The sequence below is a fragment of the Bradyrhizobium sp. CFUWI genome (assembly GCF_056429085.1).
In genome coordinates this window covers 364,115-381,319 of record NZ_JBWJZE010000004.1, presented here as the reverse complement: position 1 = coordinate 381,319, position 17,205 = coordinate 364,115, and the positions used below count along the sequence as shown (strand labels likewise).

The 17,205-nt window shown below is 62.6% G+C and carries 13 protein-coding genes; 9 read left to right on the top strand and 4 right to left on the bottom strand.

Features of this window, described 5'->3' with window-relative positions; all coding sequences use genetic code 11:
* Position 1: 1 nt before the first annotated feature.
* Positions 2-1,327, bottom strand: a complete 1,326-nt coding sequence (locus tag AC066S_RS12185) for an NAD(P)/FAD-dependent oxidoreductase (RefSeq protein ID WP_478269767.1) — start codon at positions 1,325-1,327, stop codon at positions 2-4.
* 649 nt (positions 1,328-1,976) lie between these two features.
* On the opposite strand from AC066S_RS12185, the gene AC066S_RS12180 reads away from it, so the two are divergent.
* The 9 genes from AC066S_RS12180 (at position 1,977) to AC066S_RS12140 (ending at position 13,904) form a co-directional block, all read left to right on the top strand.
* Complete coding sequence (locus tag AC066S_RS12180) at positions 1,977-3,638, top strand: ABC transporter ATP-binding protein (RefSeq protein ID WP_478269831.1); 1,662 nt, start codon at positions 1,977-1,979, stop codon at positions 3,636-3,638.
* A gap of 36 nt (positions 3,639-3,674) precedes the next feature.
* The gene (locus AC066S_RS12175) at positions 3,675-5,342 is read left to right on the top strand and encodes a peptide ABC transporter substrate-binding protein (protein ID WP_478269766.1); all 1,668 of its coding nucleotides are present in this window, start codon (positions 3,675-3,677) and stop codon (positions 5,340-5,342) included.
* Between the two features lie 71 nt (positions 5,343-5,413).
* Complete coding sequence (locus AC066S_RS12170) at positions 5,414-6,364, top strand: ABC transporter permease (protein WP_126260001.1); 951 nt, start codon at positions 5,414-5,416, stop codon at positions 6,362-6,364.
* Positions 6,365-6,401: 37 nt separating this feature from the next.
* Positions 6,402-7,280 carry an ABC transporter permease gene (locus AC066S_RS12165; RefSeq protein ID WP_126260000.1) on the top strand — a complete coding sequence of 293 codons (879 nt, stop codon included), beginning with the start codon at positions 6,402-6,404 and terminating at the stop codon, positions 7,278-7,280.
* A gap of 67 nt (positions 7,281-7,347) precedes the next feature.
* Positions 7,348-8,658, top strand: a complete 1,311-nt coding sequence (locus AC066S_RS12160; RefSeq protein ID WP_478269765.1) for an NAD(P)/FAD-dependent oxidoreductase — start codon at positions 7,348-7,350, stop codon at positions 8,656-8,658.
* 186 nt (positions 8,659-8,844) lie between these two features.
* On the top strand, positions 8,845-9,717 hold the full coding sequence (locus AC066S_RS12155; protein ID WP_478269764.1) for a GNAT family N-acetyltransferase: 873 nt from the start codon (positions 8,845-8,847) through the stop codon (positions 9,715-9,717).
* Positions 9,718-9,743: 26 nt separating this feature from the next.
* Positions 9,744-10,913, top strand: a complete 1,170-nt coding sequence (locus AC066S_RS12150) for an alanine racemase (RefSeq protein WP_478269763.1) — start codon at positions 9,744-9,746, stop codon at positions 10,911-10,913.
* A gap of 38 nt (positions 10,914-10,951) precedes the next feature.
* Positions 10,952-12,415 (top strand): aldehyde dehydrogenase family protein, encoded by a 1,464-nt coding sequence (locus AC066S_RS12145; RefSeq protein ID WP_478269762.1) that lies wholly within the window; start codon positions 10,952-10,954, stop codon positions 12,413-12,415.
* A 166-nt stretch (positions 12,416-12,581) separates the two neighbouring features.
* Positions 12,582-13,904 (top strand): NAD(P)/FAD-dependent oxidoreductase, encoded by a 1,323-nt coding sequence (locus AC066S_RS12140; RefSeq protein WP_478269761.1) that lies wholly within the window; start codon positions 12,582-12,584, stop codon positions 13,902-13,904.
* 310 nt (positions 13,905-14,214) lie between these two features.
* On the opposite strand, the gene AC066S_RS12135 is transcribed toward AC066S_RS12140, so the two are convergent.
* The 3 genes from AC066S_RS12135 to AC066S_RS12125 all read right to left on the bottom strand — a co-directional run bounded on the left by AC066S_RS12135 (position 14,215) and on the right by AC066S_RS12125 (position 17,075).
* Positions 14,215-15,828, bottom strand: a complete 1,614-nt coding sequence (locus AC066S_RS12135; RefSeq protein WP_135170423.1) for an MASE4 domain-containing protein — start codon at positions 15,826-15,828, stop codon at positions 14,215-14,217.
* A 270-nt stretch (positions 15,829-16,098) separates the two neighbouring features.
* Positions 16,099-16,476: an HdeA/HdeB family chaperone gene (locus tag AC066S_RS12130; RefSeq protein WP_235885158.1), complete on the bottom strand. Its 378-nt coding sequence runs from the start codon at positions 16,474-16,476 to the stop codon at positions 16,099-16,101.
* A 77-nt stretch (positions 16,477-16,553) separates the two neighbouring features.
* On the bottom strand, positions 16,554-17,075 hold the full coding sequence (locus AC066S_RS12125; RefSeq protein WP_135170424.1) for a GNAT family N-acetyltransferase: 522 nt from the start codon (positions 17,073-17,075) through the stop codon (positions 16,554-16,556).
* Positions 17,076-17,205 lie beyond the last annotated feature (130 nt).

The following is a 17,205-nucleotide window of genomic DNA, read 5'->3' as shown; positions in this document are numbered from 1 at the left end:
TTCAGAACTCGGCGACCTTGCCCCAGGCCCCCCTTTTCAGCCGCTCCGGCCTGTAGGGACGCGGGTCGACGATCGGCGCGCGACCAGTGATGATGTCGGCAATCATATGCCCAGCGCCGGGGCCGATTCCAAAGCCGTGGCCGCTGAACCCCGCCGCGAGGATGAAACCTGGAATCGCATCGACTTCACCGATTGCCGGAACGCCATCCGGCGTACTGTCGATGTAGCCGGCCCAGACGTTCGAGATGGCGACGCGCCCGAGCTCCGGCAGCAATTCGCAGGCGCGTCGATGCGTCAGCCGAATCTGCGCCATGTCGGGACGGGGATTGAGCGTCCGGTTCAGCTCCATGGGGGTCGCCTGATCCAGCTCCCATTTTGCAAGAGATTCATGGCCATGGCGCACACCCTCGAACGCTCCCGGGGCAAGACTTCGCCACCGACGGGCGAACATGGGCAGGAATTCGCGGCCGAACCTGAACTGTTGCGGCGTCGGATCGACTCGCGCGCGCCCACTGATTGCCAGCGTGTATCCGCCGTTCGCGCGTCGGGTGAGCGACACGAGCGCGGTATGCAAGGCGTCGGGCAGACCGGCGGCGCCGGGGTCGACGGCGAGAATGGACTGGCGCACGGACGCCTGCGGAAAACGAATTCCATACTGGTTGCAGAACGAAGAGGCCCACGCGCCTCCCGCCATGACCGCGATCTTCGTACGGATCGTGCCCGCTTCGGTCACCACTCCGTTGACCCGGCCGGCACTGAGTTCTATGCCGCGCGCCGCGCAATTCTGGTGTACCGTGCCACCGGCCGCCATGATCGCGCGGGCGGCAACGGGCACTGCCTTCGAGGGATCTGCCGTTCCGTCCGTTGGAGAAAAGACGCCGCCTTTCCACTTGCGGCCTGTCGCCTTGCCCCGCTCGCTCGCCTCTTCCGCGCTAAGCATATGTGTGGTGACGCCGACGGTCCTGGCGAAATCGCGCCACTTTGCCCAGCCCGCCAACTCGGTTTCGTCGTTCGATAGATACAGAAGGCCGCAACGGCGGAAACCCGTGTCCTCACCCGTTTCCTCGGCAAATCTCTCCCAGAGGTCGAGGCTCTTGGTTGCGATCGGCAGCTCGCGCGCATCGCGGTTCTGTTGGCGGCACCATCCCCAGTTGCGGCTGGACTGCTCGGCGCCGACGCGACCCTTTTCGAGCAAGGCGACCTTGATGCCGCGGCAGGCGAGATAATAGCTCGTGAATACGCCCACCACGCCGCCGCCAATCACCACGACATCGGCCTCGCCAGGCAGGAACGGGCTGGATTCGATATGCAGGAGCGGCGCGCTCATCAGACAGGTCTCCGGTGGCTGCCGTAACGTATTCGAGAAGAAGTGGCAGCCCTCGCGGACTTTCGCGATCAGACCGAATTTCCTGCGGTTCATTGCCTTTGACACAGGCTATTATTGCGAAAACATTGTGCATGCTGCGGCTAGCGGGCGGCGAGACCGATGCATGCGCTTCGGCAATCGATGGGCTTCCCTTCTGGGCAGGCGCTGCTGCTGGCCTGGCGGCACAGAGTGAAATGCCAAATCGGACTTCGTTTTCGGAAGTTCCTGCTGCCCGGATGCCCGCTTTCGGCGATTCCGGGGAGATCGAAATCGCCAATATCGGGAGAACCACTCGATCGGTGGGGCGAAGTCCATAGAGGCAACCTGCATGAGCCCAGCAGCACACCTTGGCAGAAGCGATCAAGCCATGACGCGGGTGTCATCTGTGCTTCGCTTCGATCGGGTTGACCAATTCGGTCGGCGCCGCGCTCTGAACGACAGCTCTTGCTTGTTGCGCGAGGAGGCCTGAATCATGTCGCAGCCTCCAACGAAGGAATGGCAAGTTGAGCGGCAAATTGTCGACCTGTCGAAGGAGCGTGGCAACGCAAAGAGCCAAAGGCTCGATTTGCAGCCGCATGACCGAACCCGGTCAATAGGGGAGGATCTTCCTATGGCCTCTGACGTGCAGGCTGCGGCCCCCGCCGATGTTGCGCTCTCGGTGCGCGACCTGAGCGTCAGTCTGCCTGAGGGAATGGAGCGAGCTTACGCCGTCGAGAACGTCTCCTTCGATCTGAAGCGCGGTCAGATCCTGTGCATCATCGGAGAATCCGGATCGGGCAAATCGGTCACGGCAAACGCGATCATGGGGCTTCTGCCGAAGGCGATCAGGGTCTCCTCGGGTGCGGTCCACCTGAACGGGATGAACATCGTCGGCCTCTCGCCCATCAAGCTCCGCAGCCTGCGCGGCCGCGTCGTTTCAATGATCTTTCAGGATCCTCTTTCGGCGCTCAACCCGCTGATGACCGTGGGCGCACAGATCGAGGAGGTGATGGCGGCGCACGATGTCGGCACGCCGAAATCCCGGCGCAGCCGGGCCATCGACCTGTTGATTGAAGTGGGACTGCCCGATCCGCAGCTGATGTATCACCAATATCCCTTCCGCCTTTCCGGCGGGCAGCGGCAGCGGGTGATGATCGCCATGGCTCTGGCGCTTGAGCCTGCGATCCTGATTGCGGACGAGCCGACCACGGCGCTGGACGTGACGACCCAAGCGCAGATCCTCCAATTGATCCGCGACATTCAGCGCCGCAAGGGAATGAGCGTCATGTTCATCACCCATGACTTCGGCGTCGTGGCGGAGATTGCCGATTCCGTTGTGGTGATGGAAAAGGGCCATTGCGTGGAGCAGGGGACCGCCGAGCAGGTGCTCAAGTCGCCGAGCCACCCCTATACTCGCCGCCTGATCGCGGCCGTGCCACACCTCACCGGCAAGGACCGCATTGCTTTGCGACCCGCGGACAGAACGTCCATCCTCAAGGTGGAATGTCTCGCAAAGACCTATCGCAGCGGCAGCTCGCTTTTTGGCAGGCAGCGCATCGTTGCGGCGGTCAATGGCGTCACGTTCGATCTTGCGTCCGGGCGCACGCTGGGCGTGGTCGGGGAAAGCGGCTCGGGCAAATCGTCGCTGGGTCGGCTGCTGATCAAGCTCATGGACAGCGACAGCGGCTCGATCCTGTTCGAAGGCCGCGACATCGCCGCGCTTTCGGAAGCCGAGTTTCGGCCCTTGCGGCCAAAGATCCAAATGATCTTCCAGGATCCGTTCGCCTCGCTCAATCCGCGATCGACGGTGGGCCAAATCCTCACGGTGGGTCCGGTCGCGCATGGGATGCCCTACGGCGAGGCTGCCGAGCGCGCGCGAGAGCTTCTGTCCCATGTCGGCTTGGATTCAGGAGCTTTTGACCGCTATCCGCACGAATTCTCCGGCGGGCAGCGCCAGCGCATCGGCATCGCCCGGGCACTGATGTTCAAGCCAAAATTGCTGATTGCCGACGAAGCTGTCTCGGCGCTCGACGTGTCGATCCAGGCTCAGATCCTGAAGCTGCTGGACCGGATTCAGCGCGAGACGGGCGTCTCGATGATCTTCATCACGCATGATCTGCGGGTTGCAAGTCAGATCTGCGACGAAATCGCCGTCATGCATCGCGGACACATCGTGGAGCATGGGCCGCCTTCGCAGATCTTCCTCGACCCGAAATCCACCTACACGCGAGAACTGGTGGCGGCGATCCCGGGGGAGCAGCCGGCGAATGCAGCACACGTAGCAAATCCATAAACCCCACGGCGGACATCAAAAGCGAGGAGAGAGGTCATGAGCAAGCGTTCGACGACTCAATCGAGCTACTCGCGGCGCGACGCGCTGCGAATGGTTGCGATCGGCGGAGTTGCCGGTCTGATCGCGCCCAATCTGCTGGGAAAGCCTGCCTTCGCTCGGACGTCTTCAAAACCGAGCGGTCGGGTGATCGTCGGACTTGGGCAGGAGCCGACCGTCTTCAATCCGCTGATGGTCCACATCGAAGTAGATGATGGCGTGCATTTCTCGGTCTTCGATGCGCTCTTCCGCATCGATCCTCAGGGCGTCATTCAACCAAATCTGGCCGTGGAAGTGCCGAACCAGAAGAATGGTGGCATTTCGGAGGACGGTCGCAAATGGCGTATTCGCCTGCGAGACGATGTCCGCTGGCACGACGGCAAGCCTTTCAGCGCCGAGGACGTGAAGTTCACGCTCGAGCTGATCATGAATCCCAACTTCCGCAGCTGGCGCACGGCCGGCCATGCTCTCGTGCGCGACATCACGGTGATCTCGTCCACGGAGATCTCGTGGCGAATGGAAGAGGCTTTTGCGCCTTATCTGTCGTTCCTGACCGAAACCTTCATCGTTCCCAAGCACATACTCGAGAAGGAAGCCAATCCGAGCAACGCCGCCTTCAACCAGGCGCCGGTCGGCACCGGTCCGTTCAAGTGGGGCAAGCGAGTTGCCGGCGATCATCTCGAGCTCGTGGCTAATCTCGAGTACTTTGGTGAAGGCCCTCACATCGAGAGGCTGGTCTTCAAATACATTCCCGACGTCACCGTCCTCTACACTCAGTTCAAGAGCGGCGATGTGGATCTGGTGGGGCAGCCCTACATCACACCTGACCACTACGGGGAAGCCAAGACGCTGCCTAACCGAGTGGTGGCCCTGGTCCCAAGGAGCTCATTCGAGTCCTTCTACCTGAACCTCGAGCGTCCCCAGTTCAAGGAACTTGCGGTTCGCGAGGCGCTCTACGCGGCAATCGACAAGGAGGCAATCATCCAGGGGCTCTATTACGGAGTGCCGACGCCGACTGAGACCTTCATGCCCAAGCAGTCCTTGTATCATAACCCCAATCTGCCGGCCCACGAGTTCAATCTCGATCGCGCGCGCAAGCTCCTCGACCAGGCCGGCTGGGTGCCTGGACGGGATGGCATTCGGGCCAAAGGCGGCGTCCGCCTGTCCTTCGCCAACTCGACAACATCAGGCGATCCGCTTCGCGAGCAGGCGCAGCAGTTCTTGCAGCAGGCATTTGCTCAGCTGGGCATCGAGATGAAGATATCGAACTTGCCCGCCGCCGTGATGTGGGGTGAGTTCTGGCAGCAATCGCAATTCGATTCCGTGATCGTCGGCAGCACCTATCTGATCGGCGCTGATCCTGATGTTACCAACCGCCTGCACTCGCGTTCGATCGCAGCGAAGGGCGGGCGCGGCTCGAACAATGCGCAGTATTCAAATCCAGAGGTCGATGCCCTGCTCGACAAGGGCGCGCGCACCTTCGATCCGGAAGCGAGGCGCGGGATCTACCATAAGGTACAGGAGCTTGTTCGCCGGGACCTGCCCTTCCTTCCGCTGTACCAGAGCAATGCGGTCCAGGGTAACAAGAAGGGGATTTCGGGTGTCGTGCCGAACGGGAATACCCGTACGGAATCATGGAACGCGTTGGCCTGGTATTGGACGAGTTGACCGGCCGCCCGAGGCCTGCATAGCCGGAGGACGGCGGCGAACTGGTACAGCCAACTTACATGGAGACTCGAATGTCCGGGTTCCTGCTCAATCGTCTCTCGCAGAGCATCGTGCTGCTTGTGATCGTCTCGATCATCGGTTTCACGGTTCTCAACCTCATGCCGGGCGGTCCTCTTGCGCAGTTCGGGCTTGATCCCGGCATGACCCAGAAGGACGTCGAGCGGCTCGCAGAGCAGCTTGGGTTGAACCGCCCGCTGTGGCTCCAGTATCTCGACTGGGCCTGGCGGCTGATTCAGGGCGACTGGGGCCACTCTTTCCGCGATGGCTCGTCGGTGCTCGCGGTGATTGGCCGGCATCTCCTGGCGACGCTGCTGCTGATGGGCACGTCCACCGCCTTGGCGATCGCGGTCGGCACCTGGATCGGAATCCGCGGTGCCACCCATCGCTATTCCCTGTTCGACTACTGCGCGACGATCTGTGCCATGGTCGCATTGTCGGTCCCGACATTCTGGTTCGGCCTCATCGGCATCTACATCTTCACGCTGAAGCTCGGCTGGGTGCCCGCAGGCAACATGTACACGATCGGCGACGGGTCGGTCATGGACTACCTGCATCACCTGATCTTGCCGAGCTTGGTGCTGTCGCTGGTTCATGTCGCGATCTGGAGCCGCTACATGCGCACGGCGACACTCGACGCGTTAAGCCAGGATTTCGTCAAGACGGCCCGAGCCAAGGGCGTGAGCGAGCGCCGCATCTTGCTGAAACATGTGGTCGGCAATGCGCTGTTACCGATGATCACGCTGGCTGGGATGCAGCTTCCCAGCATTCTGACCGGCGCGCTGGTCACGGAAACGGTGTTCACCTGGCCGGGAATGGGGCGGCTGTTTCTCGACAGCCTTGGTTACAGCGACTATCCGGTCGTGATGGGGCTGTTGATCTTCTCGGCCGTTCTGGTCGTCTCGGGCAACCTGATCGCAGACATCGTTATCGCTATCGTCGACCCGCGCATTCGCCTGGCTTGAGCCCGCGGACTTACGCCTGATAACAGGAGGCAGCAGAATGACCGCAATTGCCGCGCATCTACCTCCAACTCGCTGGTGGCACAGCCGTGCGGTGTACCGCTTCATGCGCCATCATCTGGCGCTCGTGGGGGTCACGATGATCACCCTGCTTGTGTTGGCATGCACCATCGGTCCATATGCGTTGCCCTACGACTCGCTCCACATCGATCTGCGCGCTCGTTTTGCCCCACCGCTAAGCGGTCATCACTACTTCGGCACCGATCCCCTCGGGCGTGATTTGGCTGCGCGGCTGCTGATGGCCGGGCGCGTCTCGCTCCTGGTGGGATTCTCTGCGATGCTGCTGTCAACGCTGATCGGGACGCTGGTTGGCGTAACGGCCGGCTATCGCGGCGGCTGGATCGGCGCGGCGCTGATGCGCGTGGTCGACGGGTTCCTTTCCTATCCCTCGATTTTCCTCGTGCTCGCGTTGGCCGCGACGTTGCGGCCCAGCCCGGTGATGATCACCGTCATCATTGCGGTCACGAGCTGGATGGAGACTGCCAGGATCGTTGAGGCAGAGGTCCGCTCGCTGCGCGAGCGTGAATTTGTCCAAGCCGCGCGTATGGTGGGACTGAGCCGGAGGCATATCATGTTCCGGGAGATCCTGCCCAATGCCATGGGTCCCATCATCGTCGCCGCGAGCCTGGCGGTCGCCCGCGCGATTCTGCTGGAAGCCTATATCAGCTTCCTCGGCTACGGAATTCAGCCGCCGCTGCCGAGCTGGGGCAACATGCTCAACGGCGCGCAGCAATATCTGGCCAGCGCTCCATGGCTCGCCATCATTCCCGGTGCTGCAATCACGATCGCGGTGACGAGCTTCAACTTCATCGGCGATGGGCTCCGAGATGCCCTTGACGTTCGAAACGACCACTTTTGACGGTTTGAGTTCAATGCAAGCCGAGGTGCAGGCCTGCGGTCGCCTGAACATCTAGGAGCCATAAGCCATGCACGCGCCGACAATTGCCGAGAAGGCGACGCCCTACTGGTGGGAAGCCGCCCCGCTTACGCCGCTGCCTGAGCAGCCATTGCCCAAGAAGCTTGACGTTCTGATCGTGGGCGCGGGCTATGCTGGACTCGCGGCCGGGTTGATGCTGGCGCGCGAGGGACGCTCGGTCGCGGCCTTTGACGCAATGAATCCGGGCGAGGGAGCTTCGACGCGCAACGGCGGAATCACCAGCGGAAGCATTCGGCCGGACTACGACACGCTGGCGCGGCGGTTCGGCGAAGAGAAGGCGCTGGCGATCGAGGCGGAGGGCAGGGCCGCGCGCGAATTCCTCTACGAGTTCATCAAGACGGAAGGGCTCGCCTGCGACTTCCAGCTGGTCGGACAGTTCAAAGGCGCGTTTGGATACGAACAATACGAAGCCATGGGACGCAGCGCGGAGAGACTCGCGAAGAAACTGGGAATCGAGGCTTATGCAGTTCCCTATGCCGAGCAGCGCAAGTACATCGGTACCGATGTCTACCGCGGCGGTACGGTTCGGATGGACATCGGCGGGCTGCACCCGGCGAAGTTCCACGCAGAACTCCTGCGTGTCGCACTCGCTTCGGGGGTGGCCGTCCACGGCCGAACACCAGTCACCTCGATCGAGAGGGATGGCTCCGGATTCCGCGTCGTGACTTCAGCCGGCGCGCTAGAGGCGCGTCAGGTGCTGGTTTGTACGAACGGCCATACCGATGGCGTCGTCCCCTTCCTGCGCCGCAGGCTGGTCCCGGTTCGCAGCCGGATCATTGCGACCGAGGAGCTCGCGCCCGAAGTCATGGCGCGGCTGATGCCGAAACGCATGATGATCACCGAGAACCGAGAGATCGGCTTCTATTACCGTCCATCGCCCGACGGCAAACGCATTCTGCTCGGTGGACGTGACAGCTCGCGTGTCGGCGATCCCGTGGCTCCGAAACTGCTTCTGCGCAGGGGGCTGGTCAATCTGTTTCCTGAGCTCGAGAACGTTCGCCTCTCGCACAGCTGGTTCGGCAATGTGGCGATGAACCGCGACATGATACCCCGCATCTTCGAGAAGGACGGCATCGTCTATGCCACCGGCTTCTGCGGTTCGGGCGTGGTCTGGGCGCCATGGATCGGCATGCATGCGGCCCACAAGCTAATGGGACATGAGGAGCGGGCGCGCAGTGCATTTGACTTCCGGCCTCCGGCTTTCATCCCGTTTTATCGCGGCAATCCTTGGTTCATGCCTGCGTTCATTCAGGGCTACCGGATGCGTGACCGAATCGCGATGTGGCGCGCCAGCCGTTGACGGCATATTGGATGCGATGCTGCATCATCTACGAAATACTATACCGAACTTTGCTCCTGGTTGCTCGCATAATGCCGTCGAGTTCAAGATACGCTGCAGACGATCAGAGGATCATCAGATTGCCGTCGTTCCTGTCGGCCACTGGCGATTAGTCGGGCAACTCCGAGCAAGAGACATCGGCGTATCATGACAAGAGCAGCATACCAGGACGGAGATCGTGTCGAAGAGAACGTGGTCCTGGTTCCCTTCGCCAGAGCGCATCTGGAAGGTGCCCTAAAGCTCTCGCAAGAGATGTCCTGGCCCTATCGGCTTGAGGATTGGGACGTCGCGCTGCAGTTGGGCCATGGCTTTGTGTTGCAGCGTGCCGGTGTGGTGATCGGGACAGCGGCTTGGTGGCCATACGGCGACACCCATGCGTCCGCGGGCATGATCATCGTCGCGAAAGACGCTCAGGGCCGCGGTTATGGGGCGCGGCTGATGGATGCGTTGCTGGCATCGGCGCATCCACGAACCATCGCGCTGAATTCGACGGCCGAAGGCATCATGCTCTACCGGCGCCGCGGCTTCGTCCCCATCGGGATCATCCATCAGCATCACGGCATCCCAAGCGGGCGTTTTGAGGCGCCGCATTCCGGCTTCATCAGGCCGATGGCTGTATCGGATTTTGAGGCCATCACGCGGCTCGATCAGGAAGCTACGGGATTGGACAGGCAACGGATGCTGGACCGGCTCCTCCAGAGCGGTGATGGCTTTGTTCTCTTGCGTGACGGCACGCCGCGCGGCTACGCCATCTGCCGCCTCTTCGGCCGCGGACATGTCATCGGCCCTGTCGTCGCCGAAAACCCGGCCGATGCCCGCGCGCTGATCGAAGCTGCGCTCGTACGTCTCGAGCGTGCTTTCGTCCGCATCGACACTTCTACCACATCGCAGCTCGGAGAGTGGCTCGAAGGCATCGGCCTGCAGCAAGTCAGCGATGCCACCACCATGATCCTGGGGACACCGGCGCACTCAACCGGAACGGCGCGCCTGTTCGCGCTCGCCAACCAGTCGTTCGGCTAGGAGACGTCGACGTGCTACGCCAGGAGATGCGCGAGGCAGATATCCGAAACGGTGAGACGGCCGAAACGATCGGCGCGCTGGCAACGCCGGCCCTCCTGCTCGACAGCGACCGGCTCGATCGCAATCTCGCCCGCCTCTCTTCGCGTATGCAAGCGCGCGGCGTCGTACTGCGTCCCCATATGAAAACGGCGAAATCCATCGACGTCGCTCGACGCGCTCATCGGTCGGGTGCCGGGCCAATCACCGTCTCCACCCTGGCGGAGGCGGAATACTTCGCCCGGCACGGTTTCCGGGACATGACCTATGCCGTGGGACTGGCGCCGCACACCGCAGAGAGAGCAATGCGTCTGCGAAGAGCGGGCATCGATCTCAAGGTGCTGCTTGATTCCCCTGAACAGGCGACGATGCTGGGTGCGACCGGTCGCGCCGCCGGCGTGACCCCGTCCGCCTTCATCGAGATCGACTGCGACGGTCACCGCGGTGGGTTGACCGCCGCCGATCCCAAGCTCGGCATGGTCGCGGCCACCCTGGCCGAAGCCGGCGTCAAGCTCGCCGGCATTCTCACCCATGCCGGCGAGTCCTACAGCCTCAGCACGCCCGAGGCCCTCATCGCCGCCGCGGAAAATGAAAGGGCGGTCGCGGTCGCGGCGGCGGAGGTGTTGCGGGCGGCAGGGCACGAGTGCGCTGTCGTGAGCGTCGGCTCGACCCCGACCGCCCATTTCGCGAAAGACCTGACCGGCGTCACGGAAGTGCGGACCGGCGTCTACATGTTCTTCGACCTCGTGATGCACGGTGTCGGTGTCTGCACGACCGATGACATCGCAATCTCGGTGCTCGCCACCGTGATCGGCACGAAGCCGGAGAAGGGCTGGATCTTGGTCGACGCGGGCTGGATGGCGCTGTCACGCGATCGCGGCACCGCGGCGCAGCGGGTCGATCAGGGGTACGGCCTGGTCTGCGATCTCTCCGGCAAGATCTATCCCGACCTTATCGTTGTGCAGGCGAGTCAGGAGCACGGCACCCTCGCCATCAGGCCCCGATCGGCTGAGGCTTTGCCGGATCTTTCGATCGGCGCAAAAGTCAGGATCCTGCCCAATCACGCCTGCGCAACGGCCTCGCAACACGAGGTCTACATCGTCGTCTCCGCCGGCAGCGAAATGATCCAAGCGCGATGGCGACGAATGCGCGGCTGGTAGGCGGTCGGCACCTATTATCGGATCAAGGATCGCTTCCAATGACCTCTCCCCTCCGACACCTGACGGAAGCCGGCTTCCTCGGAAAATTCTACATCGACGGAGAATGGCGGGAGCCGATCGGATCAGTTGCGGCAGCAGCAACCGTCGTCAATCCGGCGATGGAGCAGCCGATCGCCGAGGTTGCGCTCGGCGATGACGATGATGTGGACTGCGCCATCGCAGCCGCCAGACGAGCCTTCGCCGGCTGGTCCATGACGGCGCCTGCCGACAGAGCGGCGCTGCTCGACCGGGTTCATGGTTTGCTTCTTCAGAGGCTGGAGTTGTTGGCGCAGGCTCTCACGTGCGAAATGGGAGCTGCCATCACTTATGCGCGGCGAGCCCAGGTGCCGCTGGCTGCCGAACATATCCGTGTCGCACGCGACAATCTCACCAACTATCCGTTCGTCACCCGACGCGGCAGCACCGCGATCATGCGCGAGGCGATCGGGGTCTGCGGCCTCATCACCCCCTGGAACTGGCCTCTCTACCAGATCACAGCCAAGGTCGGCCCCGCGCTCGCGGCCGGTTGCACGGTGGTGTTGAAGCCGAGCGAACTATCGCCGCTGAGCGCCTTGCTGTTCGCTGAGGTAATGGACGATGCCGGTTGTCCGCCCGGCGTCTTCAACCTCGTCAATGGGACAGGTCCGATCGTGGGCGCCGCTCTGGCGTCGCATCCGGAGGTCGACATGATCTCGATCACCGGCTCGACCCGGGCCGGCGTTCTCGTGGCGCAGGCCGCGGCGCCCACCGTCAAGCGCGTCGCCCAGGAGCTCGGCGGCAAGTCGCCGAACATTATTTTGCCGGACGCCGATCTCAGCCGTGCTGTTCCGCTCGGCGTCGGCGCCGCCTTCCGCAATCTCGGCCAATCCTGCAGCGCACCGACGCGCATGCTTGTGTCCCGCTCACAGATGGAGGAGATCGAGATTCTGGCGGCGGCCGCCGCTTCTGAATTGGTGGTCGGCGATCCCCTTGCGGAAAGTACGACCCATGGTCCCATCGCCAACCGGCCGCAGTTCGAGCGCGTGCAGACCATGATCAGCATCGGTCTGAAGGAAGGCGCGAAGCTCGTCATCGGCGGGCCGGGGCGGCCCGACGACCTTCAGATTGGCCTCTATGCGCGGCCGACGATCTTCTCGAACGTCCGTCGCGACATGAGGATCGCGCAGGAGGAGATTTTCGGCCCGGTGCTGTCGATCGTTCCCTACGACAGCGTGGAGGAGGCGATCGAGATCGCCAACGACACGGTCTACGGTCTCGGCGCCCATGTACAAGGCACTGACATGAAGACGGTACGGGCGGTCGCCCATCAAATCCGGTCGGGTCAAGTGCATCTCAACCATCCCGACTGGGACCCCAACGTACCTTTTGGCGGCTACAAGCGCTCCGGCAACGGCCGGGAATACGGCCTTGAGGGCATGGAGGAGTATCTTGAGACCAAGGCCGTCCTCGGATTTTACCGATGAAGGCCAGCGATCTACCGAGAGCAGCTTCGATCAATCAAGCGGCCCAAAACCCCAACATCTTGCGAAGTCCTGGATGATTTCAGCACATTCTATCGGGTGCATCGTGCGATGAAGGGCTGATCGGAACTTTGCTTCCGCATTCTTGGCAGCCAAGGTTCGTTGGAACATGTCGCCCCACGTCGAGCGCATTCACAGCGATGAGCGCCTTCCGGCCGAGGCCGATGTCGTCATCGTCGGCGGCGGCATCCTCGGCACTACGGCCGCCTATTACCTGGCGAAGCGCGGCCTCTCTGTGGCGCTCCTCGAGAAGGGCCACGTCGCCTGTGAACAATCGAGCCGAAACTGGGGTTGGTGCCGCCAGCAGAACCGCGATCGGCGCGAACTTCCGCTCTCGGTGCTCTCCATGCGGCTCTGGGACGAGCTCACGCGCGATATCAATCGGGACCTTGGATTTCGGCGCTGCGGTCTCGTCTATGCGACCCATGACGAGGCTGTGCTCGCCGGCTGGGAAAAGTGGCGCGAGGTCGCCCGGGAGTACGACGTCGATACCCGCGTGCTGAGCCGGGCGGAGGTGGCCGAGCGCGTCCCCGAAGCGCGCGACAAATGGGTCGGCGGGACCTATTCGGAGCGGGACGGCAAGGCCGAACCTGCGCTGGCCGCGCCGGCTATCGCCGATGCGACCAGAGTGCTGGGCGCCACGATCCACCAGGGATGCGCCGCGCGCGCGCTCGACCTGGCCAATGGCAAGATTGCGGGCGTGCACACGGAGAAGGGCTACATCAGAACCAGCGCGGTGCTGTGCGCCGCCGGCGCCTGGTCCTCGCGCTTCCTTCGGCCCCTCGGGATCAGCTTCCCCCAAGCGAGCATCCGACAGACCGCGCTGCGTTCCACCCCCACGATCAATATCGGCGAGGCGGTCTCGACACCCTACTGCACGATCACGCGCCGACTGGACGGCAGCTACACGCTTGCGATCAGCGGCAAGGCGAACCTCGAGATCACGCCCCAGGCGATCCGGTACAGCCGGGAATTCATGCCGCAGTTCTTGCGTCGGCTGAAGAACGTCAGGCTCGGCGTCGGCCGATCGTTCGTTTCGGGGCCGGATTCGATGCCAGCGCTGCTGACCAACGACGATCGGATCTTCGAACAGAATCGCGTGCTGGATCCACCGCCCTTGAAATGGCTGGTGAGCCAAGTGGTGGAGAGTGTCCGGAAAACCTTCCCCCAGCTCGGCGAAATCAAGATCGATAGCGCCTGGGGCGGCTTCGTCGATTGCACGCCGGACGCGGTGCCTGTGGTGTCGCAGGTGGACGGGGTGGAAGGCCTCGTCCTCGCGGCCGGCTGCTCGGGGCACGGTTTTGGTTTGGGTCCGGGGCTCGGCTATCTGGCTGCGGAGCTTGTCGTAAACGACACGCCAAGCGTCGATCCCACACCATTCCGGCTGTCACGTCTGGTCGACGGCTCGAAGCTGGACATCGCCGCCATCTGAAGATCGAGCCGGAAGCCTGGCCTGACGCGCACCCTGGCGAGAAGGACTCGGAGCTGTGCGGGCGGTCGGCTAGATCACGGCTGTCCTTGCGCTCCCGGGATTTAAGCCTGGGGCACTACCATTCTGAGCGGAATGGCGACGCGGTTCGCCGATCGTGTGGAAGTCACCTATCGTCCGGAAGGGCTTGTGTACGAACTCCAAATTCTCGTCAGCGCGGTGCGAGCACCTGTTGCGACGAGGTCTATGCCGCAAGGGGCGCGGAATCGCCTCGTTCGACTACCGTCGAAACAGGTCGAGAACGAGACCTCGCCTATGCCAGGTCCCGCCCCGGATCGTGCTTGGACGCGCTGGATTCATTCTGTGCGAGGGGAAGTCTGACCTCAAAGATCGACCCTTCGGGGCCTGATCGAGCAAGAGCCAACTTGCCGCCCGCTCTTTCGAGAAGCGTTCGGCAGACCGCGAGGCCCAGACCCATGCCGTTTGGCCTCGTGGTGAAGAACGGTTCGAATATTCGCTCTTGATCCGCGGGAGCAACACCGGGTCCTGTATCTTGGACGATCAGGAGCGCAGAGCCGCGCTCGGACCGTGAGGACAATGTCAATTCCCGCCTGCCCGATGCAGGGCTCATTGCCTCGATCGCGTTTTTCACCAGGTTGAGAATGACCTGCTGAACCTGCGTGGGGTCTGCGTGCACATAGTGGCCCGGCGTGAAAAAATTCGCCGCGACCTGAATTTTGTGGAGCTGCAGCTCGTGCTCGAGGAGGCGCAATACTTGCAGCGCGACGGCTTCCACGTGGATGGTGGTCGTGACGGTTCCCGAGCCCTTGAACAGCTCTCGGACGCTCGAGATCGTTGCATTGACCCGCAGGCTTGCCGCCTCGATGTCCTGCAGAATGACATCGACGTTGGCCAGGTCTGGAGGCTCCATACCAAGCTGCAGGCGCGCGGCCTCGACGTTTAGCGGAATCGACGCCAATGGCGATCTGATCTCATGGGCGATCGCCGCGGTGGCCGCGTCGATGCTCATGAGCCGGTTGCCCCTTTCTCGTCGCAGCATCGTCAACGCGCTGGCGAGGCGCGAGTAGAGCAATGCCGTTTCCGTCAGAAGCACGCTCAACAGCAGTGAGCTCGCGACGAGTGCGAAGCCACGCGCGGCATACCAGCCCAAGGAGAAGCGGACCGAGCTCGCGACCGCCGCGACCAGGAAATTCGGAATCCAGGCCAGCAAGGTCACCATCAGCCAGAGGTCGAGAATGGTGCGTCGGCGGACAAACAGTACGGCGAGCGTAATCGCGCCGAGCAGGCACAGCGCAATATTGATCTGGTTTCCGAACCGTGTCTGTTGCGTGATGCTGCCGGTGTAAAATGGCGGCAGCAGTGCGACGTTTGCCGTCACCAGCCAGGCCAGCACAACAATCGCCGCCACCACGCCGCAGATCGTCATCGCGAGGCTCTTCGCCGGCGCAATTCGAGAGGTCGGTTTTTCGTCCTTCAGGAAGGCGTAAGCCATGATGCAGAGAGGAAAAGTCGTATGCCAGAGCACGAAGAACCAGGCGGGGCTGTTGTTGCCGTCGCCGATCACACCGGCGGGCCCGTAGCCGCCGGGGAAGGTCAGCGTCTGCAGAAAGGCCATGGCGCCGCTGAAGATGTAAGCGCTGCCCACGGCAAGCAGCGCCCTGTGGGGCTGAATCGCGTATTGTGCAAATAAAAGGATCGCCGTGAGCAGGTCGACCAGGCTCAGAACCGTCTGGAGTACCGGAACGAACACGTCGATCCGTGCGAGCTGAAGGTGGGCGAACGGAGCAACCAGCATGGCGATCACGAGCAGGATGATCGCAGCAGCCGAAGCTGCGACCCGCTGCTGGCGCGTCGGAGGCAGCGACGAGATCACGAGCGGGAGGTCGTGAGGAGAATCTACCGGCATGGAGGAAGCCCAATGACATTAACCGGTCGGCCGCCGCCAGTGAGAACGAGTTGAGCGTAAGCGTCAAGTGGACGGTTCTCTAGAGGAGCGTCACAACGCGATTTCATGCCAAAAGCTCCCGGAGGCCGGCTCGAAGCCTGGCTTGCGGAGACGTTCAACGCCGGCGAGCACCTCCGCTGGCCATGGCCGTAACCCGGCCTTGCCAGCGAGCTCGATGAGGTCAACGCGTGGGACTAGGAGCTTGACCGAGACGTGGCATCGGCATCGCCGTCACTTCATTACCGCTTCCACGGCGTCGAGAAGCTGCATGTCGCGATGGGATTCGCAGAACCGCGAAACTCTGTTGGCGTTGCGGCTGAGAGCCTGAGTGTCGACCATAGGATTGTTCCGACGGCCGGCGTAAAAGCCGCTCAGCCAGACATTGACGGTCTGGCTGTGGGTAATGCGCTGCGTGATATATTGATCGCAGGTAATTTTGGAAACGTCGACCATGACCTGGGCTTCGGCTGCTCCTATCGCAGCCGTTGCGCCGAACAATGCGAAGACAAGCTTGCGTAATCTGAACCCAACCATCTGAAGTCCCACAATGATCATCCGCTCATGCGGAGGGTTCGGCGGGGGGAACGCCTTGCGCTTGATCTGGATCAAAGGAATGAGTTGCTCATACAATGACGCAGGGCAGACCGGTCGGATCCGCGCTGCGTTGTGGACCCGGTTTGATCCAATCAGCTCAGCTTCAGCACCAAGTGAATCGCCTGAGGGTCTGGCGTGGCCGCGGCTTTGAACCCGAGCTTCTCGAATATGCGCCGCATAGCGCTGTTCTCCGGCAGCACCTCTGCTGTCAGCTCCTTGAGCCCGGCTTTGCGAGCGAGTGCGGTGAGGTGACGCGCCAGCAGGGCGCCGACGCCGCGGCCCTGCCAGGCATCGATGACGACGAACGCCATCTCGGCCCTCCCGGGCTCAAAGACGACGTAACGGCCGCCTCCTATGATCATTGTACGGCCGGCCTGCTCGGCCTCGGCCACGAGCGCGACGTGATTGCTGAAGTCGATGTTCATGAAGAACGCGCGCTCCTTGTCGGAGAAATGGCGTTTGGTGACGAAAAATCGCCGCTGCAACGATTGCGCGCTGGTCTGGTCCAGTGCATCAAGCATGTCGGCCTCGTCGTTCGGCCGAAGCGCCCGGATTTCGACCCGGCTGCCGTCCCGTAGGTGCTCGCATACGTTGTAGGTGGCGACGTTCGACATGCGGGCTCTCGTCTCAGCGGGCCGGACAGCGTACTGCCGGGGATGCCGCTCATGAGACGCAGGGGCGCCCGCACTCCGCTTGATCTGGATCAAGCAGGCTGAACGACGCCCCGGGCTAGCCTTTCCTGCG